Raw genomic sequence first — 23405 nt, forward strand, 5'->3', positions numbered from 1 at the left:
CCCCGGAAAACGATGTGATGGAGACACCACAGAGACCGCGAAACACTACCGAAAGGGGCCGTCATGGCCACCAGGCACGGTCGGGACGTTCCCTCCAAGCAGTCCGTCCCGAACGTCACCCCTCCGGCGGCGACACGCCCGGTCGACTACGTCTGGGCGATCGCGCGCATCTCCATCGGATGGATCTTCCTGTGGGCGTTCCTCGACAAGACCTTCGGCTGGGGGTTCGCCACCCCCGCCGACCGCGCCTGGATCTCCGGCGGCAGCCCCACGACCGGGTTCCTCAAGGGCACCGGTGAGAACGCCCTCGGCGGCCTCTTCTCCGGCCTGGCCGGTCAGGCCTGGGTGGACTGGCTGTTCATGCTCGGCCTGCTCGGGGTCGGCGTCGCCCTCATCCTGGGGGCCGGCATGCGGATCGCCGCCGTCGCCGGGGGCCTGATGCTGATCCTGATGTGGGCCGCCGCTCTGCCCCTGACCACCAACCCGTTCATGGACGATCACATCGTCTACATCGTCGTGCTCGCCGGGCTGGCGATGGCGGGCGCCGGCGACACCCTCGGCATCGGCAGGTGGTGGAGCAACACCTCCCTGGTGCGGAACTACCCCGTCCTGCGCTAACCGGGCCACCACGACGCCCACCCCATGATCGGGGTGGGCGTTTTGCCGTCTTGGTGCGAGACTCGCGGACATGGCAGACACGGACTCCCATTCCCTGCTTCCGAACATGCGGCTGGACGAGCTGCTGTCGGAGCTGCAACTCCGGCTCGAAGCGGTACTCGCCACCCGCGACCGCGTACACGCCCTGCTCGAGGCGGTCGTGGCGGTCGGCAGCGACCTCGACCTGGAGACGGTGCTGCGCCGCATCGTCGAGACCGCGACCAGGCTGGTGGACGCCGGCTTCGGCGCGATGGGAGTGGTCGGCCAGGAGAACACGCTGGTGCAGTTCATTCCGGTGGGGCTCAGCGAGGAGGAGATCGCCAGGATCGAGCACTGGCCGCACGGGCTCGGCCTGCTCGGTTTGCTGATCAAGGAGCCGCGACCGCTGCGCCTGACGCGCATCTCCGACCATCCCGAGTCCTACGGCTTCCCTCCGGGCCATCCCCCCATGGGCTCCTTCCTCGGTGTGCCGGTCCGGGTGCGCGACGAGGTGTTCGGCAATCTTTACCTCACCGAGAAGCGCGGCGGCGGCGAGTTCGACGAGGAGGACCAGGCGATCGTCGTCGCGCTGGCCACCGCGGCCGGTGTGGCGATCGAGAACGCCCGCCTGTTCGAGGAGACCCGCCGCAGGGAGACGTGGCTGGCCGCGTCATCGGAGATCACCACCAGCCTGCTGTCCGGCGCGGACCCCCGGGAGGTCCTCACCCTGATGGCCGGGCACGCCCGTCAGATGACCGACGCGGACGTCGTGGCGATCCTGCTGCCGGAGGCGAACGGGCAGGTGCTGCGGGTGGCGATCGCCGACGGCGAGAACGCCGGGCAGCTGGAACAGGTGGAGATCCAGACCGCGGGATCCCTGGCCGGACGGGCCTTCGCCGACGGCGAGCCTTTCATGGTCAACGATCCGGACGAGACCGGACTGCGGAGCGTGTTCTCCGACCATCTGCCGATGGGCCCGGTGGGGGCCGTCCCGCTGGGCGCGGCGGGCGTCGCGCGCGGCGTGCTGTCACTCGGCAAGCGTTCGGGCCGCACCCCGTTCGTCCAGTCGGAGCTGCGTACCCTGCACGCCTTCGCAGCGCAGGCGGCGGTGGCACTGGAGCTGGCCGAGAGCCGCAAGGACGCCGAACGGCTGGGCCTGCTCGAAGACCGCGACCGCATCGCCAAGGACCTGCACGACGTGGTCATCCAGCGGCTGTTCGCCATCGCCATGACGCTGATGAGCACGGTCAGGCTGGTCGAGAGACCAGAGGCCTCCAGCCGCCTGAAAGGCGCCATCGACGAGCTTGACGAGACCATCCGCCAGATCCGCTCCACCATCTTCGCCCTCCAGACGCCCAGCGGGGACAGCGCCCCCAGCCTGCGCACCCGCATCGTCGAGATGGTGGAAGGCGCCCGTGGCCACCTGGGCTTCATGCCCGGCCTGCGAATGGACGGGCAGCTCGACAACCGCGTGCCGCCCGAGATCGCCGACCACCTGCTCGCGGTGTTGCGCGAGGCCCTGTCCAACGCGGTACGGCACGCCAAGGCAGGGAGGATCGACGTCTCCGTCGAGGCGCTGGACGACCGGCTCACCCTCGTCGTGCGGGACGACGGTATCGGGCTGGCCGGCGACGGCAGGCGCAGCGGCCTGCGGAACCTGCAGGAGCGGGCGGCCCGGCTCGGCGGCTCCTTCGAGATCATCTCGCCGGAGGCGGGGGGCACCAGGCTGAGCTGGAGCGTGCCGCTCTAGTCGACGGGCCTGGAGGAGATGCGGCGGCCGGTAAGGTGCCCCGTCTGCACCAGGATGTAGTGGTCCCGGCTTGCCGGCGCCCAGGCGGTCAGGGGTAGCCGGGCCAGGCGCTCGATCTCCTGCGACTCGTACACGGCTCGGGCGGGCCCCACCGCGGTGACCGACCAGCCGGTGCGCGCCGAAGAATCGAAGTCGTCGGCCTCGAAGGCGACGATCGCGTCGCGGGCCGCCGCGGCGAGCTTGGAATCGATGGTGGTGCGGATCACCACGGTCTCGCCGTCGAGGACGAAGTTGACCGGCTGTACGGCCGGAAGGGCACGGTCGGTGAACACGATCCGTCCGATCGAGACCGAGCCCAGGAGTTCGAGGCACTCCGGCCGGGAAAGCACTTCAAGGCCTGCCGAGTCGAGCTTCATGCCTTCAGGCTGCCCGTCGGCGCACCAGGGACGTTAGGGGCTAAAGTCCCGTCATTGGCGGTGTTCGGCCTTCCGGGGGACAGCGGTAGGCGTCGCCGTCTTGGTGCTCTTGCCCCCGGGCTACCGGGGCTCCTGCCGATGTGATGATCGTGACCATGGCCGAGATCGAGAGAGGCCGAGCTCGCGGCTCCTCGCCGTACCTGGCAGGTACGGTTCAGGCCGCGCCGTCGGCCTGGCCTCGCAGGGGGCTCCCTCACTGTTCAGCCGCCGGCCCCGGTAGCGGACGGGACGACGATTGAAATGGGGGCGTCCGGCCGGTTGTTCCCTTATATGGGGTTCTGAATCGGGGCCTTCAGCCCTACCGCCAGGATGCCCTGGTGGCTGACATTGGGGGTTGAGGGGTGAAGACTCGCCGTCGTCGGCTGTGAGGAGGCCGCGGCGACCGATGAGCGGCCGGTTGCCCGGCGGAGCCGGGCGCGGGCATCGACGCCGTTTTCGGCCGCGCGCCGCGATCTCGAAGCTCCGCCGGTGAGCGGAGGTGTGCAGAGTGCCGGAAGGGGGTGGCGTGGTGTTCGCCGATCGTCAGGATGCCGGCGTACGGCTGGCCGAGCGGTTACGCGGGCTCGCCGGCGCCGAGGAAGTGGTCGTTCTGGGCCTGCCCAGGGGCGGCGTGCCGGTGGCGTTCGAGATCGCCCGGGCCCTTGGCGCTCCGCTGGATGTGATCGTGGTCCGCAAGCTCGGGGTGCCGTTCCAGCCGGAGCTCGGGTTCGGCGCCGTGGGAGAGGGCGGGATACGCGTCGTCAACCAGGACATCGTACGGCTCGCGCAGCTCACCTACGAGGAGACGGCCGAGGTGGAGGAGCGCCAGCGGGCCGAGGTCCTGCGCCGGGCGAGCCGGCTGCGCGGCGACCGCGCCCCGGCGGACCTGACGGGCCGCACGGCGATCGTGGTGGACGACGGGGTGGCCACCGGCGGGACGGCGCGTGTCGCCTGCCAGGCCGCTCGGGCGCGCGGTGCCTCACGGGTGGTGCTGGCGGTGCCGGTGGGGACACCGGACACGATCGAGAGCCTTCGCGAGGTCGCCGACGAGGTGGTCTGCCTGCGGACACCGGAGCACCTTCTGGCGGTCGGCGCCTGGTATGTCGATTTCGCCCAGACCACCGATGAGCAGGTGGCCTCGTTGCTCCGCAGGGCCGCGCCCGGGGTGGGGGAGCCCGACGAGAGCACGGCGTCCAATCCACCCTGCCTCGACGAGGAGGTTCTGGTGGACGCCGGGCGGGTCAGGTTGCCCGGTCAGCTCGTCCTCCCGGGCGGCGCCAGTGGAGTGGTGGTGTTCGTGCACGGCAGCGGCAGCAGCCGGCACAGCCCGCGTAACCGGCATGTGGCCGCCGTGCTCAACGACGCGGGTCTGGGGACGCTGCTGTTCGACCTGCTCACCCCGGAGGAGGGATACGACAGGGGCAACGTGTTCGACATCGGGCTGCTGGCCGAAAGGCTCATCCGGGTGACCGCCTGGCTGGGCGATCAACCCTGGGCGGCGGGCGTCCCCGTCGGTTATTTCGGGGCGAGCACCGGAGCCGCGGCCGCGCTGTGGGCGGCGGCGGAGCCGGGCTGCGAGGTCGCCGCCATCGTCTCCCGGGGCGGACGGCCCGATCTGGCCTGGCCTCGGCTGACCGAGGTGCGGGCGGCGACCCTGCTGATCGTGGGAGGTGACGACAGGGTGGTGCTCGACCTCAACCGGGCGGCACGGGGACGGTTACACGGTGAGAGCATGCTCCGGATCATCACCGGCGCCACACATCTGTTCGAAGAGCCGGGGGCGCTCGAGCGCGTCGCCGTCCTGGCCCGCGACTGGTTCACCGGTCACTTCGGTAGCGATCAGAGCGACCTTTGACGGCCACCTCGTCCTGAAGGACGAGGATCGGGACGAGGTGACCGAGCGTGAGGATCTGGCCGCCATCGGTCCGTATCCGACGGTCAAGCCCTACCCGGTGCGGTGACCGGAGGCTCGACCTCACCCCGCCCACGACCGCTCCGGGGAGCCTTCCCTCCGTGATGACGCCCCGCGATGGACGCCCCGTATTCGCGTGTTCCTCCCCCGGCTTCGCCTGGTGTCCCAGCCTGACATCCACGTCGCCGGCGAAACCGGCGGGGATCCGCATCACCATGACGCAGGGGCTGTTCCGTCCCGGATGGCACCCCTTGGGGGTCGTCTCCATGGAGAGGAGAACACCGTCGAATCGGGGGCCGGAGGGGTCCGGTTCGACGTCCGGAGCGGGGGACCCCGCTCGCGATTCGCGAGAATTTAGGAAATCTTCAGAGCTTTCGGGCTGCGGCGCTTCCCCAGAAGCCACGTCTCCCGTCGGGAATCGGTGAACGGTGAGACCCTCCGCGTTCGACCCATGTACCCCCGGGGGTATATTGGGTGCGGAGGTGAGGCGGGATGCAGATGGACGCGACGGTCCTGTCGGATGCGCTGACACGACTCAAACGGGCCCAGGGGCAGCTGGGCGGAGTGATCGCGATGATCGAGAACGGGGACGACTGCGAGCGGGTGCTGACCCAGCTGGCGGCGGTCTCCAAGGCGTTGGACCGGGCCGGATTCAAGATCATATCGACGGGCATGCAGCAGTGCCAGATGGCGCGTGAGCGCGGCGATCAGCCGCCGATCAGCCAGGAGCGGCTGGAGAAACTGTTCCTGGCCCTGTCGTGACACCATCGTGCCCCGCACGCCACGCGGCGGGCGGGGCACGATGAGAGGCGGGGCGTTCCTCTGTCCGACGTATACCCCCCTGGGTATATTCGCGCCGGAGTCGGGGGAACGCCTTCCGTGACGCGCACTCCGGCGGGCCGCCGCGACACCGCCGGACGCACATCCGGCGAGAGCTCGCCGCCGGGCCGCCGGCCGGCACGAAACCCGGGCGTGGCCGGCCCTCACCCGCCGGCGAAGACAGCAACGACGAGACAAAGTGAGAGACGACGATGACGACGATCGAGACAGAGGTGGTGCAGACCTCCTCGCTGGGGGACCGCAGCTACCTGGCCCATGACGGGCAGGTCGCGCTGGTGGTCGATCCGCAACGCGACATCGACCGGATCCTGGCCCTGGCCGGTCGGCTGGGCGTGCGCATCACCCACGTGGCCGAGACCCATCTACACAACGACTACGTCTCCGGTGGGCCGGCCCTGGCCAGGCTGACGGGTGCGGCCTACCTGGTGGCGGCGGCCGACGAGGTCGCCTTCGACCGGGTGTCCGTGAGCGACGGCGACGAGATGGCGCTGTCGCCGTCGATGCGCCTTTCCGTGGTGGCCACCCCCGGGCACACCTTCCACCACCTGTCCTACGTGCTCGGCGGTCCCGGCGGGGCGGTGGGGGTGTTCACCGGCGGATCGTTGCTGTTCGGCACCACCGGCCGCACAGACCTGCTCGGCGCCCGGCACGCCCACGCCCTGGCTCATCACCAGCACGCCTCGGTGCGGCGGCTGGCCGATCTGCTGCCCGACGGTACGCGGGTCTGGCCCACCCACGGGTTCGGCAGCTTCTGCTCGGCCACCCAGAGCGACGCCTCATCCTCGACGATAGGACGTGAGCGAGGCGCCAACCCGGCGCTACGGCTGGAGGCCGACGACTTCGTCACCCAGACCCTCGCCGGGCTGGACGCCTACCCCGCCTACTACGCCCACATGGGCGCCAGGAACACCGCCGGCGCGGACCTGATCGACCTGACCCCGGCCCGGCGGGCCGACGCCGCCGAACTGCGCGCACGTATCGACGCCGGTGAATGGGTGGTGGACCTGCGCTCGCGTAAGGCGTTCACCCAACGGCACCTGGCCGGAACGCTGAGCTTCGGCCTGGACGGCCCGATGTCGACCTGGCTGGGCTGGATGGCACCCTGGGGGGCGCCCATCACGCTGCTGGGCGAGTCGGCGGAGCAGGTGGCCGCCGCCCAGCGCGAGCTGGCGCGCATCGGCGTCGATCGTCCGGCCGCCGCCGCGACCGGTACCCCCGAGCAGTGGGCCGGCGGCGACGGCGCCAGGCTGGGTGAGCTGACCGTCGCCACGTTCGCCGAGCTGGCCGCCGTACGCGAGGGCCGCGCCACACGCGGCCTGCCCAGCCCCGACGTCGTTCTGGACGTGCGGCTGCGCAACGAATGGCGCGCCGGGCACATCGACGGCGCGACGCACATCCCGCTGCCCGAACTGCCGCACCGCCTGGCCGAGATACCGGACGGGACGGTGTGGGTGCACTGCGGCTCCGGCTACCGGGCCGCCGCCGCGAGCAGCCTGCTGGCTCGCGGCGGCCGCCGGGTCGTACACATCGACGACAACTACTCCCAAGCGGCCGAAAGCGGCCTGACCATCGAGGAGACCTCATGACTATTCGCTCCGACACGCCCGCCACGCTGGATGTGGCCGCCCTGCGCCACCTGATGGACTCCGGGTCCGCGCCCCGGCTGATCGACGTGCGCACCCCCGGTGAGTTCGAGACCGCCCACGTCCCCGGCTCGGTCAACGTGCCGCTGGATCTGCTGCGCGAGCACCGTGAGCGGTTGCGCGCCCACCTCGACGGCTCCGAGCGGGAGCAGGTTGTGCTCGTCTGCCGCTCCGGGCAGCGCGCCGCACAGGCCGCGGCGGCCCTGGCCGGAGCGGGACCGGTGGGCCCGCGTGTTCTGGAAGGGGGGATCCTCGCCTGGCAGGGTGCCGGCGCGCCGCTCCGTACCGGCCGGGCCCGCTGGGAGCTGGAACGTCAGGTACGCCTGGTGGCCGGATCCCTCGTGCTGACCTCGATCCTGGCCGGCACGCTGTTTCCGCCGGCCAAGTGGCTCGCCGCCGCGATCGGTGGCGGGCTGACCTTCGCCGCGCTGTCCAACACCTGCGCGATGGGCATGCTGCTGGCCAAACTCCCCTACAACCGAGGCCCCCGCCGGCCCGACCTGGAGGCGGTGCTGAGCCGGTTGGCGCAACGGGAGACGACCCCTTGACCGCGGCACTCGGCCTGGGCGCGCTGATCGGCATCCTGCTCGGGTTGCTGGGCGGCGGCGGGTCGATCCTGGCGGTACCCGCCCTGGTGTACGGGGCGGGCCTGCCACCGGCCTCGGCGGTACCGGCCTCGCTGCTGGTGGTGGGCATCTCCTCGGCCGCCGCCGTGTTGCCCCGCATCCGGGCCGGACAGGTGCGCCGGCGCATCGCCGCGGTGTTCGGCGGCGCCGGGGCCCTGGCCGCGTTCGGTGGCGCCGCGATCAACCGGATGCTGCCCCCACAGGCGATCCTGATCGGGTTCGCCGTGCTCATGGTGGTGGCCGGCTGGCGGATGCTGGCCGGCAACACGCCGACCGGCGGGGCCTGCGCGCTGCCCGGCGGCGGGGTGAACTGGCGCGGTTGCCTGCCCAAGGCCGTCGCCGCCGGCGCGGCCGTGGGCGTGCTGACCGGCCTGTTCGGCGTCGGAGGGGGGTTCCTCATCATCCCGGCGCTGGTACTGGCGCTGGGGTTGCCGATGACGGCCGCGGTCGGTACCTCGCTGCTCATCGTGGTGGTCAACTCGGCGGCCGGGTTCGCCGCCCACGCCGGTGGCGCCGGCCTGGACTACACGGTCATCGGGGCCTTCACGGCGGCCGCGGTGACCGGGTCGCTGGCGGCCGCCCGCCTGGGCCGCCACCTGGACGCCGAGCGCCTGCGCCGCTGGTTCGCCTACCTCGTCTTCGTCGTGGCCGCCTTCGTCCTGGCCCAGGGAGTGCTCGACCTCGTGGCGCCGGGCGGCTGAGCGGAAATCGCCGATCCCACCGGGGGTCCCGAAGATGTGCTTGGCCATCTTGTACTTCCAGCCCTTGCGGTGGTGCGGTACGACCTCCTCCAGCCGGCGATCTCCGGGCTGTGCTCGCCGTGCTCGTCGGCCGGCGCGCCGATGCTTTGGTCAGTTCTCCGGATGCAGCATGAGAAGGACAGCGCGATTGTGCGCGGCGTGACCTCGGTACAGGTGCGGGCGAGCGGCATTGAACCGGATGGAATCGCCTTCGGCCAGGTCGGTGGGGGAATCGGCCGGGCCGGTGGTGACGTGTCCATGGGTGAGCACGAGGCATTCCTCGACGCCGGGCAGGTGGGCGTCGGAGCGCTGGGTGCTCTGGGCGATTCACCCCCATTAGAGGCTACTTCGTTGGAAATTTCTTCATTGCTCCAGTCCGGGACCCCTGAGGTGGCGAGGTCTGCTGACGCGTCGGATGGGGAACGGGAAGCGATGCCACCGGATCGCGAACGAGTGGATCCGCGTGCATTCCCTGTCACATAGGGTCGCCGCCCTGGTCAGATGACACGTGTCGATTTCTGCGGGTCCGGATCGACGCGTAGTCGGAAACCGGCGAGGATCGGTTCTCTGATCACCTGAAGGAGATACAGCGATGCGATTTCTGATGACGACCAAGGGCGGCGACACGGCACCCCCGAGCGAGGCGGTCTACGCGGAGATGGCCGCGTTCGTCGAGGAGATGACCCGGGCGGGGGTGCTGCTGGCGACCGGTGGCCTGGACCCGGCCGGCCTTCACGTCTCGGCCTCCGGCGGCGAGATGACCGTCACCGACGGGCCGTTCACCGAGGCGAAGGAGGCCATCGTCAGCTTCGCGCTCATCGAGGCGCGCTCGAAGGAGGAGGCCATCGAGCTCGCCCGGCGCTTCTGGAAGATCATCGGCGACGGTGAGGGCATCATCCAGCAGGTCTTCGGCCCGGAGGACTGATCGGGCGCTTGCACACCTGCCCGGCGGGTGCTGTGATCGAGCCCGTGATGTCCCGGGACGCCCATCGCGCGGTTGACGAGGTCTGGAAGATGGAGTCGGCGAGGATCATCGCCGGGCTCGTCCGGATGGTGGGCGACGTGGGGCTGGCCGAGGAGCTCGCGCAGGACGCGCTCCTCGCCGCCCTCGAACAGTGGCCTGACTCAGGTGTTCCGGACAGTCCGGGCGCCTGGCTCATGGCCGTCGCCAAACGTCGCGCCATCGACCACCTGCGGCGCGACGAGCGGCTCGAACGCAGGCACGAGCAGCTCGCCCACGAGCTCGCGATCCGGCCGGACAGCACCGAGGCCGAGACCGACGCGGCACTCGACGATGAGGTGGGCGATGACGTCCTGCGCCTGATGTTCGTCTCCTGCCACCCGGCGCTGTCTGCCGAGTCCCGGGTGGCGTTGACGTTGCGGCTGCTCGGTGGCCTGCGTACCGACGAGATCGCGAGGGCCTTTCTCGTCCCCGAGCCGACCGTCGCGCAGCGCGTCGTCCGGGCCAAACGCACCCTCGCCGCACTCGGGGTCCCCTTCGAGGTCCCCGTGGGGCCGGACCGGGCGGCGCGCCTGTCGTCGGTTCTCGAGGTCATCTACCTGGTGTTCAACGAGGGGTACGCGGCGAGTGCCGGTGACGACTGGATGCGCCAGGATCTCTGCCAGGAGGCGCTGCGCCTGGGCCGTCTGCTGGCCGGGCTCGCGCCAGGCGAGGCCGAGGTTCACGGCCTGGTCGCACTGATGGAGCTCCAGGCGTCCCGGCTGGCCGCCAGGACGGGGCCATCGGGGGAACCCGTCGCGCTGCACGAGCAGAACCGCGGACGCTGGGACCGGCTCCTCATCCGTCGCGGTTTCGCGGCGCTGCTGCGGGCGAAGCGGTTCGGCGGACCTCTCGGCCCGTACGTGCTACAGGCCGCCATCGCGGTCTGTCACGCGCGGGCCCGTACGGCGGAGGAGACCGACTGGGCGCAGATCGCCGCCCTCTACGAAACGCTCGTCCGGGTGCTGCCCACTCCGGTCGTGCAGCTCAACCGTGCGGTCGCGCTGGCCATGGCGTACGGTCCCGGGGCGGGGCTGGTGCTCGTCGACACCCTGGTGGCCGAGCCGGTGCTCGAGGGCTACCACCGGGTGCCCAGCGTGCGCGGCGATCTGCTGGCCAGGCTCGGCCGCCACGAGGAGGCCCGGCGGGAGTTCGAACGGGCCGCGGCGCTCACTCTCAACGTGCCGGAACGAACGATCCTGCTGGAACGCGCCGCCGCCTGCGCGGACGCTGCCACACCGGGGACCGCGGTCACCCTGGCCGAGGCCGCGACCGCCTTCCTCGCCCGTGACGACCTGGACGCCGCGACCGTCCGTTCCTACGGCCAGACCATGAGCCGGCTCCGTCGCGACCTCGGCGACGACATCCCGCTGCGGGGTGTGACCGCCGGACAGGTCACCGAGGTCTTCGCCACCGCCTGGGAGAGCGCCGCCGCCGCGACGTGGAACAGGCACCGAGGTGCCGTCCGCTCCTTCTCCGCCTGGGCCGCGGACCGGGGCCGGCCGAGCGAAGACCTGGCCGCCGGGATCGCTCGCCGGCCCGAGCCCCGGTCGCGCACCCGCCCCATGGAGCCGCCACGCGTCGAGGCGCTGTGGGAGCGGCAGGACCTCGCCCCGCGCGAGCGCGCCCTGTGGCTGATGCTCCACGAGAGCGCGGCCGGGATCGGCTCGGTGCTCGCGCTCAACGTCGAGGACCTCGACCTGGCGGGGATGCGCGGCCGGGCGCCGGGGTCCCGCTGGATTCACTGGCGGTCGGGCACCGCCGAGCTCATCCCCCAGCTCATCGCGAGCCGTCGTCGCGGCCCGCTGTTCCTGTCCGAGCGCAGGCCCGGTCCCGGTCGGCGGCCCGCCCCCGGCGACCTGTGCCCCGAGACCGGCCGCCGCAGGCTCTCCTACGAACGGGCCGAATATCTGTTCAAGCGGGCCACCGGCCACACCCTCAACCAACTTCGGACCGGTTGAACCGTTTCGGTGAGCCTCGGCGCGTTTCGACGTACGAGGTCGTGCCGGTTCATGCGCCCGATCAGGGGCGCCGCTGTTTCGCAGGGGGGATCGTGAAGGCGGCGACCAGGAGAGCAGGTGGTGGCCGGATCCGGTCACACCTGCCGCGGTTCGGCGGGTGACCGGCCGCCCGAGATCTCCGAGGGCCATTAGCCACGAACCTCCCGCAGGGTTTCAGCCGCCTGGCTGACGCCTTCATCCGCCGCCCCGCCCGCCGCCGCGGTGACACGCCAGGCTGTGACCAGGGGATATCCGGCCTCATCCAGGGGGTGGCGGTTAGGGTCGTTTCACCTGTCTCAGTGGGGCACAGCCAGTTCCGGCGGTGATCGGTGCGTTATCCGAGGAGTGGGCATGGCATCGCAGGTTCTGCTGATCGGCCCGCACGGGGTGTCCGGTAGTGCGATTCGCGTCCGGCTGGGTGAGGATCCGCAGGTGAGGCTGATCACGGTTTCGCGGCGGGAGGCCGAGCCCGCCCCGGGGGTGGAACGTCACCTCGGCGTCGACCTGATCGATCCGAGGGCCACGCACGCGGCCTTCGCCGGCCTGGGGCATATCACCCGACTGGTCTTCGCCGGGTATGCCGAGCGGTCCACCATGGCCGAGATGGTGCGTGACAACACCGCGATGCTCGCCAACACCCTCAACGGTCTGCACGGCGCGGGGGCACGGCTGGCCCACGTGACCCTGATCACCGGCGGAAAGGGGTACGGCCGGCATCTGGGGTATTACAAGACGCCGGCCAAGGAGAGTGATCCGCGCATCCTGGGTCCGATGTTCCACTACGACCAGGAGGACCTGCTCGTCCGGCGCGGTGACGAGCGCGGTTTCACCTGGACGGTGCTGCGTCCCGATGTCGTCATCGGTTTTGCCATCGGATCCCCGATGAGTCTGCTCAACTCCGTCGGTGTCTATGCCGCGGTCTGCAAGGACGTGGGTGTTCCGCTGCGTTTCCCCGGTACACCGGCCGACTGGAGGATGCTGCACCAGTTCACCGATGCCCGCATCCTCGCCTCGGCCGCGCACTGGTCGCTGACCGCTGAGAGCGCACGTAACGAGGCGTTCAACGTCACCAATGGTGATCTGTATCGCTGGGAGCATCTGTGGTCTGAGATCGCCGAGGTCTTCGAGATGCCCACCGCCGCTCCTCAGCCGATGTCGCTGGAGGAGCACATGGCCGACAAGGCCCCGGTCTGGGAGCGGCTGGTGCGGGAGCGTGACCTTGTTCCCACCCCCTACGCGCAGATGGCGTCCTGGCCTTTCGCCGATGAGATCCTGGCCCGCGATTTCGATTCCGTGCAGAGCACCGTCAAGATCCGCCGGGCCGGCTTCCATGACTGCGTGGACTCCCATGAGAGCTTCACCGGTCTGCTCGCCCGGATGCGTCACGAGCATCTCCTGCCCTGACCTGGGGTGTCCCCGTGCGGGATCAGGTGGTGGCGCCGAGGATCGTGTCGAGGGCGTGCGCCTGTGCGAGACCCTCCCGGGTGGGTCTGGAGAGTCGAAAGTCCCACGTATCGGTGCGGCCCTCATCCGGTGATCCACCAGTCGGGGTGCAGCAGATCGGCGTTCGGGTCGTTGGAGAACGGATACTGGTTGTACAGCCACGAGTACCGTGAGGTGAGGGTCATGGACTTCTTGGCTCCGCCGTTCACCATGACGTTGAGCGGTGCGGTGATGCCGCCGCCACCTTGGGCGTCCGGGATGCTGTAGCGCACGGTGATCGCGTTGGCCGCGCTCGGCAGGGTGAACTCGACGTGCTGTCCGGGCGTCAGCCTGACCGCTCTGCGGCCCGACGCCTCCGCCGGCAGCGTGTACGCGGTGCGGTCCGGGCCGATGATCGTGCCGTTCGTCGCGGCGTTCTCCGCCTCCTGCTCGGCGAAGTCGACATCCGCGCCCCGGCCCGCGACGAGCGACGGGTCGAGGCCGGCGCGCGTCACCACGGGCGTCGAGGCTCCGTCCGCGCCCCTGTCGGCAAGGGCCGTGCCGCCGAGCACGACGCTGATGCCGACGGCGATGGGGCGTTGTGGAGTTCCCGCGATGCACGACCGGCCGCGACGCGCAACCGGCCGCGACGCACGGCGGACGAGGGGGCCCGGTGTGGGCTGTGCGCCGGACCGGCCAAAACGCCTGCGCGGTCGTCGGCGCGGCAGCTCGCCTACCTGAGGCGGCGTGTCTTCGGCCCGATCGGCATGACCGCCGTCGGCGACCGGGCCGTCAAACCGGCGAAGGGGTTCAACTCGCTCTATGGCCCCCGGATACCGGAAACCCCCGACTGGACGTGAGCGGATGTTCGCGGTGCCTCAGACGTTGCGCCGGTACTGGCCGCCGACCTCGAAGAGCGCGTCGGTGATCTGCTGCAGGCTGCACACGCGGGCGGTGTCCATCAGCACGGCGAACATGTTCCCGCCGTCGTGGGCGGCGTCCCTGAGAGCGACCAGGGCGGCTTGCGCCTGCCCGCGGTGGCGTTCCTGGAAGGCGCCGACCCGCTTCAGCTGGGAGCGTTTCTCGGCCTCGGTGGCGCGGGCGAGTTCCACCGGCCCGGCGTTGCGGGCGTCGGCGTCGGGATTGCGGAAGGTGTTGACGCCGATGATCGGCAGGCTGCCGTCGTGTTTGCGCTGCTCGTAGCGCATCGACTCGTCCTGGATGCGGCCACGCTGGTAGCCGGTCTCCATCGCGCCGAGCACGCCGCCTCGCTCGCTGATCCGGTCGAACTCCTCCAGCACGGCCTCCTCGACCAGGTCGGTGAGCTGGTCGATGATGTACGAGCCCTGCAACGGGTTCTCGTTCATCGCCAGGCCCCACTCGCGGTTGATGATGAGCTGGATGGCCAGGGCGCGGCGTACCGATTCGGAGGTGGGGGTGGTGACGGCCTCGTCGTAGGCGTTGGTGTGCAGGCTGTTGCAGTTGTCGTAGATCGCGATCAGGGCCTGCAGTGTGGTGCGGATGTCGTTGAAATCCATCTCCTGGGCGTGCAGCGACCGGCCGGAGGTCTGGATGTGGTATTTGAGCTTCTGCGACCGCTCGTTCGCGCCGTAGCGCTCCCGCATCGCGACCGCCCAGATCCGCCGCGCGACCCGGCCGAGCACGCTGTACTCGGGATCCATGCCGTTGGAGAAGAAGAACGACAGGTTCGGCGCGAAGTCGTCGATCTTCATACCACGGGCCAGGTAGGACTCCACGTAGGTGAAGCCGTTGGTCAGGGTGAAGGCGAGCTGGCTGATGGGGTTGGCCCCGGCCTCGGCGATGTGGTAACCGGAGATCGACACCGAGTAGAAGTTGCGCACCCCGTTGTGGATGAACCACTCCTGGATGTCGCCCATCATCCGGAGCGAGAACTCGGTGGAGAAGATGCAGGTGTTCTGGCCCTGATCCTCCTTGAGGATGTCGGCCTGCACGGTGCCGCGCACGGTGGCCAGTGTCCGGGCGCGCAGCTTCGCCGCCTCCTCGGGCGAGGGCTCACAGCCGTGCGTGTCGCGGTGGCGATCGAGCGCCTGGTCGATGGCCGCATTGAGGAAGAAGGCCAGGACGGTGGGGGCGGGGCCGTTGATGGTCATGGACACCGACGTGGCCGGTGCGGCCAGGTCGAACCCGTCGTAGAGCGCCTTCATGTCGTCCAGGGTCGCGATCGACACGCCGGAGGTGCCGACCTTGCCGTAGACGTCGGGGCTCTGGCCGGGGTCGCGGCCGTACAGGGTGACCGAGTCGAACGCGGTGGACAGCCGGGTCGCCTCGCTGTCGGCCGACAGCAGTTTGAAGCGCAGGTTGGTGCGGAAGGCGTCCCCCTCGCCGGCGAACATCCGGGCCGGATCCTCGCCCTCGCGCTTGAACGGGAAGACCCCGGCCGTGAACGGGAAACGGCCGGGCAGGTTCTCGCTCCGCAGGAAGCGCAGCAGTTCCCCGTGATCGGTGTAGCGCGGCAGCGCCACCCGTGGAATCGTGCTGCCCGAGAGCGACTCGCGGGTCAGCAGGGTGCGCGACTCCCGGTCGCGGACCCGCACCACCTGCTCCTGGCCCGAGTACGCCTCGACGACGGCGGGCCAGCCGTCGATGAGCTCGGCGTTGGCCGGTGCGAGGTCGGCTCGGGCCTGATCGGCCAGCTCGGCGACGGCCGTCGCGGGTGATCCGGTGAGCTCGGCCGCCACCTCGGTCAGCCGCTGCAGGCGCCGGGCGGCCGCGATCTGCCGGGCGGTCTCGGCGTGGTAGCCGCGTACGGTCTCGGCGATCTCGGCGAGGTAGCGGACCCGGCCGGGCGGGACGATCTGGGCCGCGCCGGTGGAGACGCGGCCACTCACCTCGGGCAGGACACCGGGCTGGAGCGGCAGGCCGCCTTGGGCCAGCAGGCCGCTCAGGTGCTGGTACAGGGCGGTGACGCCGTCGTCGTTGAAGGTGGCCGCGCTGGTACCGAACACCGGCATGTCCTCGGGCCGGGCGCCGAACGCCTCCCGGTTGCGGATCAGCTGCCGTGACACGTCGCGCAGCGCGTCGGCCGCGCCGCGCCGTTCGAACTTGTTGATCGCCACCACGTCGGCGAAGTCCAGCATGTCGATCTTCTCAAGCTGGGACGCCGCGCCGAACTCGGGCGTCATCACATACAGTGCGACGTCGACAAGGGGGACGATCGCGGCGTCACCCTGGCCGATGCCCGGAGTCTCCAGGATCACCAGGTCGTATCCGGCGGCCTTGCACGCCTCGATCACCGCTCCGATGTTCTCGGGCAGCTCGCGGGCTCCCCGGGTGGCCAGGGAACGGAAGAAGACGCGGTCGCCGTCCAGGGTGTTCATCCGGATTCGGTCGCCCAGCAGCGCGCCGCCGCCACGGCGCCGGGTCGGGTCCACCGCCAGCACGGCCACCCGGAGCTTGTCCTGCTGGTCGGTGCGGAGCCGGCGTACCAGTTCGTCGGTGAGGGAGGACTTGCCTGAGCCGCCGGTGCCGGTTATGCCGAGCACCGGAACCCGGCGGCCGGCGGCCGCGTCCGCCAGTACCCGCCGGTCGGCCTCCGGCAGTGTCCCGCCCTGCAGGCAGGTGATCGTGCGCGCCAGCGCCGTCCGCTCACCCGCCAGCACGCTCTCGACCGGTGCCGGCCGCGCGGCGAGATCGACGTCCGACTCGCGTACGAGCCGATTGATCATTCCCGGCAGGCCGAACCGCTGGCCGTCCTCGGGGGAGAAGATCCGCACCCCCGACTCGGCCAGCCGGGCGATCTCCTCCGGCACGATGACGCCACCGCCGCCACCGAAGATCTGGACGTGTCCCAGCCCTGCCTGGCCGAGCGCCGAGGCGAGGTATTCGAAGTACTCGACGTGCCCACCCTGGTAGGAGCTGACCGCCACCCCCTGGGCGTCCTCCTCCATGACCGCGTCGACCACTTCCCGCACCGAGCGGTTGTGACCCAGATGGATCACTTCGGCTCCCTGGGCCTGCAGGATCCGCCGCATGATGTTGATCGCCGCGTCATGCCCGTCGAACAGCGCGGCGGCGGTGACGAAACGCACCGGGTGGGCGGGAACGTGCAGCGAGTCGTTGACGCGGGAGTGGTCGTCGGAGCGTGGCACCGGACTCTCCTGGAGGGTAATGAATCCTTGGACATCAAATATTTTGACATTAAAGTACATAGGTGATCGGGATCCGGTCAAGTACCGTGAGCCGGTGCCTAGTTCACCCTCTTTCGATTCCATCGCCGAAGCTCACCGGCAGTGGAACGCCCGCTGGCCCGAGCATGCCGACCACATGGCCACCGTCACCTCCGTCATGCGGGTGCAGCAACTGCTGCTGAGCCGGATCGAGGAGACCCTCAAGCCGTACGGCCTGACCTTCGCGGCCTACGAGGCGCTGCAACTGCTGGCGTTCGCGCGGGGAGCGCTGCCGATGGGAAAGATGGGGGAGCGGCTGATGGTGCATCCCGCCTCCGTGACCAACGTCGTCACCCGCCTGGAGCAGCGCGGGCTCGTGGAACGGCGGGTCTCACCCGACGACCGGCGCGTGGTCCTGGCCAGGATCACTTCCGCGGGGCAGGCTCTGGCACTGCGGGCGACCGAGGCCCTCAACGAGAGCTCGTTCGGCCTGGCCGACCTCACCTGTGCTCAGGCCGCCGAGGCCACCGCCCACCTCCGCGATATCCGCGCCGCCCTGGGCGACGTCCATCGGCCAGGTCAGGCCGGAACAAACCCGCGTAACCTACCCGTACGCCCGTAGCCAAGGCCGGTGAGACAAAGCGGGCCGACGACCAGCCCGCACAGCAGCAATCGCCTGGCGATCCCGGGCGCCGCCTTCGGTGAGGGGGCGCCCGGCATGGATGGTGTGATTGATACGCGTGCGTGTCAGCACAGCCTGACACGCACGCGCCTGTCAACCCAGCTTTTTCAGCCTGACAGCCTGCTTGAGGAAGACGACGCCGTCGATCATGTCGAGCTGGGCCGGGTCCAGCGGGAAATAGGCGAAATCGTGGGAGGTGCGCGGGGTGGGCTTCGTGACGGCCTCGGCCAGGCGGCGGGCGTCGATGAGAGAGTGGTCCCAGGGGAGCGTGGACAGGAGGCCCTCGACGGTGTCCGGGGACGGAATGTCGTCGCCGACCGTGCCGAGGGCCGAGGCCAGAAAGGCGTACCGGTCGCCCAGGTGCGTCCCGGTGATCGCCCCCGCGCTCCACCACTCCAGCAGCTGGTCGCCGAGCCGCATGAGGCTCTTGTTCCGCTGCAGGTGAAGGTTGCTGGCGAAAACCAGGGCCGGGCCCTGCTCGGCGACGGCACGCAGGTTGGCGGCCATCATCGCGTCCCGCTGGCCCGACAGTCGCGCCACGCGGCCCGGTGACGTGTCGGCCATCCAGTGGTGGTAGCGGAGCAGGCCGACGGCGGTGCGCCCGTACAGTGCCGCACGCTCCCTGTCCTCCGCGCTCAGCCGCGGCGCCTGCGTGTCGAGCAGCGCCACCAGGTCGTCGGCGATCAGTCGCAGCCGCTGGGCGTCGGCGGACTGGCCGATCGACTGGGACGGATCCATGACCGTGGCCTCGTTCGACCACCGGTCGTCCGGGCCGAGCAGCGCGTCGAGGGTTTCCCGGGTACAGGGGAGCGTGCCGTCGAGGAGGGCGTAGAGGGCGGTGAGCGCATGGCGCGGGCTCGCCGCCCAATACTCCAGAGGGCCGTCGAACCCGAAGAACCGAAGCTTTTCGTCATGCTCCTCGTTGTACGCCCGCATCCAGCGCACGAGGTCGCGGTTGGCCGGGGAGTCGCCGAAGTTGTGGCTGAAGCCGCGTTCCATGATGTCATCGAGCGTGTCCGCGCCTGTCGTGATGTAGTCGTCCACCACGAGGCCCATGAGGCAGTCGCTCTCGATGGCGAACGACCGGTAGCCCTCGTGCTCGACGAGGTGTCGGAAGATCTCGTTGCGCAGTTCGCCCAGCTCCTCCACGAAGTGCCTGGCCTCGCCCAGGCCGAGCAGCAGGGGCTTGGCGGGAAGCGACCGGAGGAATGCCGAGACGCTCGCGCCGTCGAGTGGCCGGGCCGTGTCCTTGATATCCATTCCTTCAACGGTATCTCTGAACTCTCGGTGTAAACTTTTCCCTGGAAATCCCCGCTCTCATCGAGATGGACCTTCAATCGGCGATGCATCCATGAGGCCAGTGGACCTGGCGCGCGAGCATGGCCTGTCCACCCAGGCGATCAGGAACTACGAGGACGCCGGCATCCTGCCCGCCGCCGAACGCACCGTCCACGGCTATCGCACCTATACGCCGTTGCACGCGCAAGCCCTGCGTGCGTTCCTCGCCCTCGTGCCCGGGCACGGTCACCGGACGGCCACGTCGATCATGCAGGCGGTCAACCGGGACGCGACCGAGGACGCGCTGCGGCTCATCGACGAGAGCCACGGTCAGCTCCTCGACGACCGCCGCACCCTCCAGGCCGTCGAAGCCGCGCTCCGCGATCTGGCGCCCGTGCCGCAGGAGCGCGGCGACACGTTCATCGGCCCTCTGGCCAGGAGGCTCGGCATCCGCCCTGCCACCCTGCGCAAATGGGAGAACGCCGGGCTGGTCCGGCCGCGCCGTGATCCGCAGACGGGCTACCGGATCTACAGTGCGGCCGACGTACGGGACGTCCGGCTGGCCCACCAGCTCAGGCGGGGCGGCTACCTGCTGGAGCGGATCGCCCCGCTGATCGCTCAGGTCCGCTCCGCCGGAGGCGTCGCCCCGCTGGAGTCGACCCTGCGTGACTGGCAGGCCCGCCTGTCCGCCCGGGGCCGCGCCATGCTCAAGGGCGCCGCCGACCTGGACGCGTACCTCTGCGCTCGCGAACCCTGAGGCCGAGTGACGGTGACACGGTGCGGAGGCACGCGCTCGCCGGCCCGGAAAACCCCAGGTAAACCACAGGATCAACGCCTACCTTGCGGCTCACCGTAGCTGTAGGAGTCCCGGACCTGATCGGGGGGAGGGGTGCCGCCCCTGCCGCAGCATGTGACCATGCGGGCATCCCGGACGATGACGGCGAGGCCTGGCACGCCCGGCTGGGCATCGTGCCGCAGTACACCCGCCTCCGAGTTATTAATCTACATAGTAAAGGCGCTCGGCCGACTTCAAGATCATTAAAAATCCATTACCACCAAAAACTAAAACTCACCAAGCCACACCGACCTCACTCTGCCGCACCATACGGCAAGGACGCGGCCCGCGAGTTCTCCGACGGTGGGGCCGATGTGGTCTGCGACCCGGGTAGCGAAGAGACCGCGCGGGAGTCGGCGGAAGGACTTGAGGTCATTTTCAACGAGCGTGCACCGCAACCGCTGCTCGACATGTTCGCCTCCCAGGGGATCAGCGCGATGCGCCGGTCGCGTGGGGACAGGTGCGCCTCGACCGCGCGCAGCCATCGGAACTGCGACGCTGTCTGGCAGGCGCGCAGGTGTGGCCGGAGGGATCGCGGTTGCGACATCTATCCGGCTTCGTCATTTTCGAGTCCCTCGGGTCGAGCACGGACTGACGATCAGTGCGTCGCGTTGTGCGGAGCTCAGGCGGTCAGGCCTCGGGGTGATGGCGTACGCGCCGCGCCCGACCTGCTCCACGGTGAGCGGGTCGGAGAGGATCGGACGACGGCTGATCGCGTCCACGGCGTCGGCCGCCCGCTGGATGGGCCAGTCCAGTGCCGTGGCGAGTTCGTCCACGGTGAGTGGCCGAGCGGCGTACACCAGCGCGGCCAGCACTGTCAGCGCATCGCGGACGACGGCGTCGGTGAGGCCGCTGTTGTTCATCTGCTCGCTGATCCAGGTGAAGAACTGAGCCATCTGGCCCAGCCGGGTGCCGGTGGGCGTGTCGGCGCCGAAGATCTCGATCCCGTACCGCGCGGTCGCCGCGACCTCGGCGTGTGCCCCGGTGTCGGCTTTGAACGCCCGGAGCCAGACCTCGTCGTCGATGACGTACCGCTCTCGGCGGCCGGAATCCTGTGTGCGTCTGACCAGCTCGATCGCCTCGAGGTAGCCGATGGCCTTGGACACCGATGCCGGGCTGACCTGTAGGCGGCGTACGAGCTCGGTGGATGTCAGGCCCTCGGAGTCGGAGGTGAGCAGGCAGACGAACACGCGAGCGGGCATCCGGGGAAGGCCGGTCCCGACCAGCAGCGTCGCGAACTGCTCCACGAAATCGCGCACGGACTTGGCCGGCCGCCCGTCGGCTGGTGGCTCCGTGGCCTGAACCGGTCTGCGGCGGCGGGCGCGCTGCCCGGCGGCCTGCTGGGCGCGGTCGGCCAGGTAGCCGCTGGGCGCGCTGTTGCGTGCCACTTCGCGGCTGATCGTGGATGTGGGTCTGCCCAGCCGCCTGGCAATCTCGGCGTATCCCAGCCCTTCGGCCAGCCAGATCGCGATCTGTCGGCGATCCTCGTGGGTCAGCCTGCCTCCGGGCATCGGCTCGTCTCCTTTCGGTTCGGGTTCACGGGTGCGTTCACCAACAGTACATTGCAACGGCTGGTTGGCGTGGATTGCGTTTATCAACAATTCTGTTGCAACGATCGGCATAAAAGCCCAGTATTGAAGCACATCATTGGAGGTTTCTCGTTGACGAGACTTGAAATGCAACGTAGCTTTTTCCTTCTTGGAAAGAGTCGGACAGGACGAGGAACCCCTTATGGCAAGAGCGTTGGATGTGACCCGGATACGAGCTCGCGTCTCCGAGCTGCTCGCGGAGTACCGGATTCCGAGTGCCGCGATCGGAGTCCTCAGCGACGGGGAGATCACCGACTTCGCGGTCGGCGTCAAGAACGTCTCCGCGCGGGAGCCCGCGACGACCGACACCATCTACCAGTGTGGCTCCGTATCCAAGACATGGACCGCCCTCGCCTTCATGCAGCTCGTCGACGAGGGGAAAGTCGCCCTGGATGAGCCGGTGCGGACCTACCTTCCTGATTTCCGGGTCGCCGACCCCGACGTCAGCGCCAAGGTCGCACCCCGCCATCTCCTCAACCACACCAACGGCATCGAGGAGAACTACGGAGATCCGGGTGAGGACGACGACGTGTACAGGCGCATGGTGGAGAACATCGCCGGCGCGTGCCAGGTCCACCCCTTGGGCCACACTCACGGCTACAGCGCGGCCCTGGGCTACGCGATCCTCGCCCGCATCATGGAGGTGATCGACGGCAAGCGGTGGGACGACATCATGAAGGATCGCCTGTTCGACCCCTTGGGACTGACCTCGACGAGCAGCCGGCGTGAGCACGCGGACCAGAACCGGGCCGCGACCGGATACCTGATCCGATCCCTCGAAGAGGGGCCCATCCTCTCACCGCTGGGTCACCTGCCGCGCTCCTTCGGCCCCGGAGGCAACGTCAACACGACAGCCCGGGAATTGCTCATGATGGCGTACGTCTTCCTTAACGCAGGAAAGGCGCCGAACGGGACCAGAATCGTCTCACCCGGCATCATCCGCGAGATGACGGAGTCGCGGGTCCCCATACCTGACCCGTACATGTTCGGGCCGGAATGGGCACTCGGCCTCATCGTGTGCGATTGGCGTGGCCAAACCGTCTACGCCCACGACGGCAGTGCAGTCAGCCAGAGCGCTCGCCTGCGGATCCTGCCGGAATCGAACATCGCCGTCTCGATGCTGGCGAACGCCGGGCCGCGCGACAGCTTCTATCGGAAGGTGTTCAACGAAATCCTGGCCGACCTCGGCGCGGTCACGATCCCCGACCTGCCGGAGCCCGACCCGACCCTGGCCCTCGATCTGTCCAGGTACGAAGGCTCCTACGAGCGCCCCGGCACCCGCTACGAAGTGGCGGCCGAACGCGGAAAACTCCACCTCAAATTCACCCTGAACCCCATGGAGGCGCAACTCCTCAATAAACCAGAACAGCTCGACTATGAGCTGTCCCCGATCAGCGAGACCCACTTCTTGATGCCTTCGGACGATCCGCTCGAGGACCCTCAGACCGTCGCGATCTACGACTTCAAGAATGGTGCCGCACAGTATCTTCACATCAATTGTCGAGTGAATCCGAGAGTCAATGAGGAGGGTGCCACGGTGCACGTCATGGCTGTTTCCACGATTTCTGACAACGACGGTTTCTGGGATTCCCTGAAGAAGGCGTACGGCCAGCTTCCCAAGGGTGCCAAGTGGACGCTGGCGGTGGCGAGCACCGACGGGACCAAGGCGGTGAACGTCATCGTCCATGACTCGATCGACGGAGTCAGGAGCTTCTTCGAGGATCACGCCGGCCCCTTCGCCACGACGGAATACTTCGAGGCCGACGCGTCCAACGCGGTCGGCCTCCCGACGACCTAGCCGCTCCTTGTACTGCCGTCCGCCCAAGCTGCGATGGCGGCGCACCATTCG

The 23405-nt window shown here is 69.5% G+C and carries 18 protein-coding genes and 1 pseudogene; 14 read left to right on the top strand and 5 right to left on the bottom strand.

Features of this window, described 5'->3' with window-relative positions:
• Positions 1-63: 63 nt before the first annotated feature.
• Together OG884_RS34425 and OG884_RS34430 are read left to right on the top strand one after the other, a co-directional pair.
• Complete coding sequence (locus tag OG884_RS34425; protein ID WP_326639852.1) at positions 64-618, top strand: hypothetical protein; 555 nt, start codon at positions 64-66, stop codon at positions 616-618.
• Positions 619-688: 70 nt separating this feature from the next.
• Entirely contained in the window at positions 689-2386 is a 1698-nt protein-coding gene (locus tag OG884_RS34430; RefSeq protein WP_326639854.1) for a sensor histidine kinase, read from the top strand.
• Here OG884_RS34430 and OG884_RS34435 read toward each other — a convergent pair.
• Positions 2383-2802 carry a pyridoxamine 5'-phosphate oxidase family protein gene (locus OG884_RS34435; RefSeq protein ID WP_326639855.1) on the bottom strand — a complete coding sequence of 140 codons (420 nt, stop codon included), beginning with the start codon at positions 2800-2802 and terminating at the stop codon, positions 2383-2385. The genes OG884_RS34430 and OG884_RS34435 overlap by 4 nt on opposite strands.
• 547 nt (positions 2803-3349) lie before the next feature.
• On the opposite strand from OG884_RS34435, the gene OG884_RS34440 reads away from it, so the two are divergent.
• The 9 genes and pseudogenes from OG884_RS34440 to OG884_RS34480 all read left to right on the top strand — a co-directional run bounded on the left by OG884_RS34440 (position 3350) and on the right by OG884_RS34480 (position 13006).
• Entirely contained in the window at positions 3350-4696 is a 1347-nt protein-coding gene (locus tag OG884_RS34440) for a phosphoribosyltransferase (protein ID WP_326639857.1), read from the top strand.
• Positions 4697-5245: 549 nt separating this feature from the next.
• Positions 5246-5515: a metal-sensitive transcriptional regulator gene (locus OG884_RS34445; RefSeq protein ID WP_326639859.1), complete on the top strand. Its 270-nt coding sequence runs from the start codon at positions 5246-5248 to the stop codon at positions 5513-5515.
• A gap of 269 nt (positions 5516-5784) precedes the next feature.
• Positions 5785-7179 (top strand): MBL fold metallo-hydrolase, encoded by a 1395-nt coding sequence (locus OG884_RS34450; protein ID WP_326639861.1) that lies wholly within the window; start codon positions 5785-5787, stop codon positions 7177-7179.
• Positions 7176-7784, top strand: a complete 609-nt coding sequence (locus OG884_RS34455) for a rhodanese-like domain-containing protein (RefSeq protein ID WP_326639864.1) — start codon at positions 7176-7178, stop codon at positions 7782-7784. Before OG884_RS34450 ends, OG884_RS34455 begins: the two co-directional genes overlap by 4 nt.
• Positions 7781-8563, top strand: coding sequence for a sulfite exporter TauE/SafE family protein (locus OG884_RS34460; RefSeq protein ID WP_326639866.1), 783 nt, complete (start codon positions 7781-7783; stop codon positions 8561-8563). Before OG884_RS34455 ends, OG884_RS34460 begins: the two co-directional genes overlap by 4 nt.
• Before the next feature lie 162 nt (positions 8564-8725).
• Positions 8726-9085, top strand: coding sequence for a hypothetical protein (locus OG884_RS34465; RefSeq protein WP_326639868.1), 360 nt, complete (start codon positions 8726-8728; stop codon positions 9083-9085).
• Between the two features lie 109 nt (positions 9086-9194).
• Positions 9195-9527: a YciI family protein gene (locus tag OG884_RS34470; RefSeq protein WP_326639870.1), complete on the top strand. Its 333-nt coding sequence runs from the start codon at positions 9195-9197 to the stop codon at positions 9525-9527.
• Positions 9528-9574: 47 nt separating this feature from the next.
• A pseudogene (locus tag OG884_RS37755) lies at positions 9575-10825 on the top strand (RNA polymerase sigma factor); the annotation flags it as partial.
• Between the two features lie 1128 nt (positions 10826-11953).
• A complete protein-coding gene (locus tag OG884_RS34480; protein WP_326639874.1) occupies positions 11954-13006 on the top strand; it encodes an SDR family oxidoreductase in 1053 nt (350 codons plus the stop codon).
• A gap of 122 nt (positions 13007-13128) precedes the next feature.
• Here the strand turns inward: OG884_RS34480 and OG884_RS34485 are convergent, their stop codons facing one another.
• Positions 13129-13596, bottom strand: a complete 468-nt coding sequence (locus tag OG884_RS34485; RefSeq protein ID WP_326639875.1) for a hypothetical protein — start codon at positions 13594-13596, stop codon at positions 13129-13131.
• A gap of 306 nt (positions 13597-13902) precedes the next feature.
• Positions 13903-17154 (bottom strand): fused isobutyryl-CoA mutase/GTPase IcmF, encoded by a 3252-nt coding sequence (gene icmF / locus OG884_RS34490; RefSeq protein WP_326639877.1) that lies wholly within the window; start codon positions 17152-17154, stop codon positions 13903-13905.
• Between the two features lie 94 nt (positions 17155-17248).
• On the opposite strand from icmF, the gene OG884_RS34495 reads away from it, so the two are divergent.
• On the top strand, positions 17249-17794 hold the full coding sequence (locus OG884_RS34495) for a MarR family winged helix-turn-helix transcriptional regulator (RefSeq protein ID WP_326639879.1): 546 nt from the start codon (positions 17249-17251) through the stop codon (positions 17792-17794).
• 153 nt (positions 17795-17947) lie between these two features.
• Here the strand turns inward: OG884_RS34495 and OG884_RS34500 are convergent, their stop codons facing one another.
• A complete protein-coding gene (locus OG884_RS34500; protein WP_326639881.1) occupies positions 17948-19114 on the bottom strand; it encodes an erythromycin esterase family protein in 1167 nt (388 codons plus the stop codon).
• A 91-nt stretch (positions 19115-19205) separates the two neighbouring features.
• Between OG884_RS34500 and OG884_RS34505 the strand changes: the two genes are divergently transcribed.
• Positions 19206-19889 (top strand): TioE family transcriptional regulator, encoded by a 684-nt coding sequence (locus OG884_RS34505; RefSeq protein WP_326639883.1) that lies wholly within the window; start codon positions 19206-19208, stop codon positions 19887-19889.
• Positions 19890-20527: 638 nt separating this feature from the next.
• Here OG884_RS34505 and OG884_RS34510 read toward each other — a convergent pair.
• Positions 20528-21478: a GbsR/MarR family transcriptional regulator gene (locus tag OG884_RS34510; protein ID WP_326639884.1), complete on the bottom strand. Its 951-nt coding sequence runs from the start codon at positions 21476-21478 to the stop codon at positions 20528-20530.
• A gap of 220 nt (positions 21479-21698) precedes the next feature.
• Between OG884_RS34510 and OG884_RS34515 the strand changes: the two genes are divergently transcribed.
• Positions 21699-23354 carry a serine hydrolase gene (locus OG884_RS34515; RefSeq protein WP_326639885.1) on the top strand — a complete coding sequence of 552 codons (1656 nt, stop codon included), beginning with the start codon at positions 21699-21701 and terminating at the stop codon, positions 23352-23354.
• Positions 23355-23405: the final 51 nt, after the last annotated feature.

The sequence above is a fragment of the Streptosporangium sp. NBC_01755 genome, assembly GCF_035917995.1.
Lineage (GTDB): Bacteria > Actinomycetota > Actinomycetes > Streptosporangiales > Streptosporangiaceae > Streptosporangium.

Bases quoted from the DNA above. Each gene is read 5' to 3' on its own strand.
- OG884_RS34510 (WP_326639884.1), bottom strand. From the start codon at position 21,478: ATGCCCGGAGGCAGGCTGACCCACGAGGATCGCCGACAGATCGCGATC.
- OG884_RS34515 (WP_326639885.1), top strand. From the start codon at position 21,699: ATGGCAAGAGCGTTGGATGTGACCCGGATACGAGCTCGCGTCTCCGAG.
- OG884_RS34455 (WP_326639864.1), top strand. From the start codon at position 7,176: ATGACTATTCGCTCCGACACGCCCGCCACGCTGGATGTGGCCGCCCTG.
- OG884_RS34450 (WP_326639861.1), top strand. From the start codon at position 5,785: ATGACGACGATCGAGACAGAGGTGGTGCAGACCTCCTCGCTGGGGGAC.
- OG884_RS34430 (WP_326639854.1), top strand. From the start codon at position 689: ATGGCAGACACGGACTCCCATTCCCTGCTTCCGAACATGCGGCTGGAC.
- OG884_RS34500 (WP_326639881.1), bottom strand. From the start codon at position 19,114: ATGGATATCAAGGACACGGCCCGGCCACTCGACGGCGCGAGCGTCTCG.
- OG884_RS34425 (WP_326639852.1), top strand. From the start codon at position 64: ATGGCCACCAGGCACGGTCGGGACGTTCCCTCCAAGCAGTCCGTCCCG.
- OG884_RS34435 (WP_326639855.1), bottom strand. From the start codon at position 2,802: ATGAAGCTCGACTCGGCAGGCCTTGAAGTGCTTTCCCGGCCGGAGTGC.
- OG884_RS34505 (WP_326639883.1), top strand. From the start codon at position 19,206: ATGAGGCCAGTGGACCTGGCGCGCGAGCATGGCCTGTCCACCCAGGCG.
- OG884_RS34480 (WP_326639874.1), top strand. From the start codon at position 11,954: ATGGCATCGCAGGTTCTGCTGATCGGCCCGCACGGGGTGTCCGGTAGT.
- OG884_RS34445 (WP_326639859.1), top strand. From the start codon at position 5,246: ATGCAGATGGACGCGACGGTCCTGTCGGATGCGCTGACACGACTCAAA.
- OG884_RS34465 (WP_326639868.1), top strand. From the start codon at position 8,726: ATGCAGCATGAGAAGGACAGCGCGATTGTGCGCGGCGTGACCTCGGTA.
- OG884_RS34470 (WP_326639870.1), top strand. From the start codon at position 9,195: ATGCGATTTCTGATGACGACCAAGGGCGGCGACACGGCACCCCCGAGC.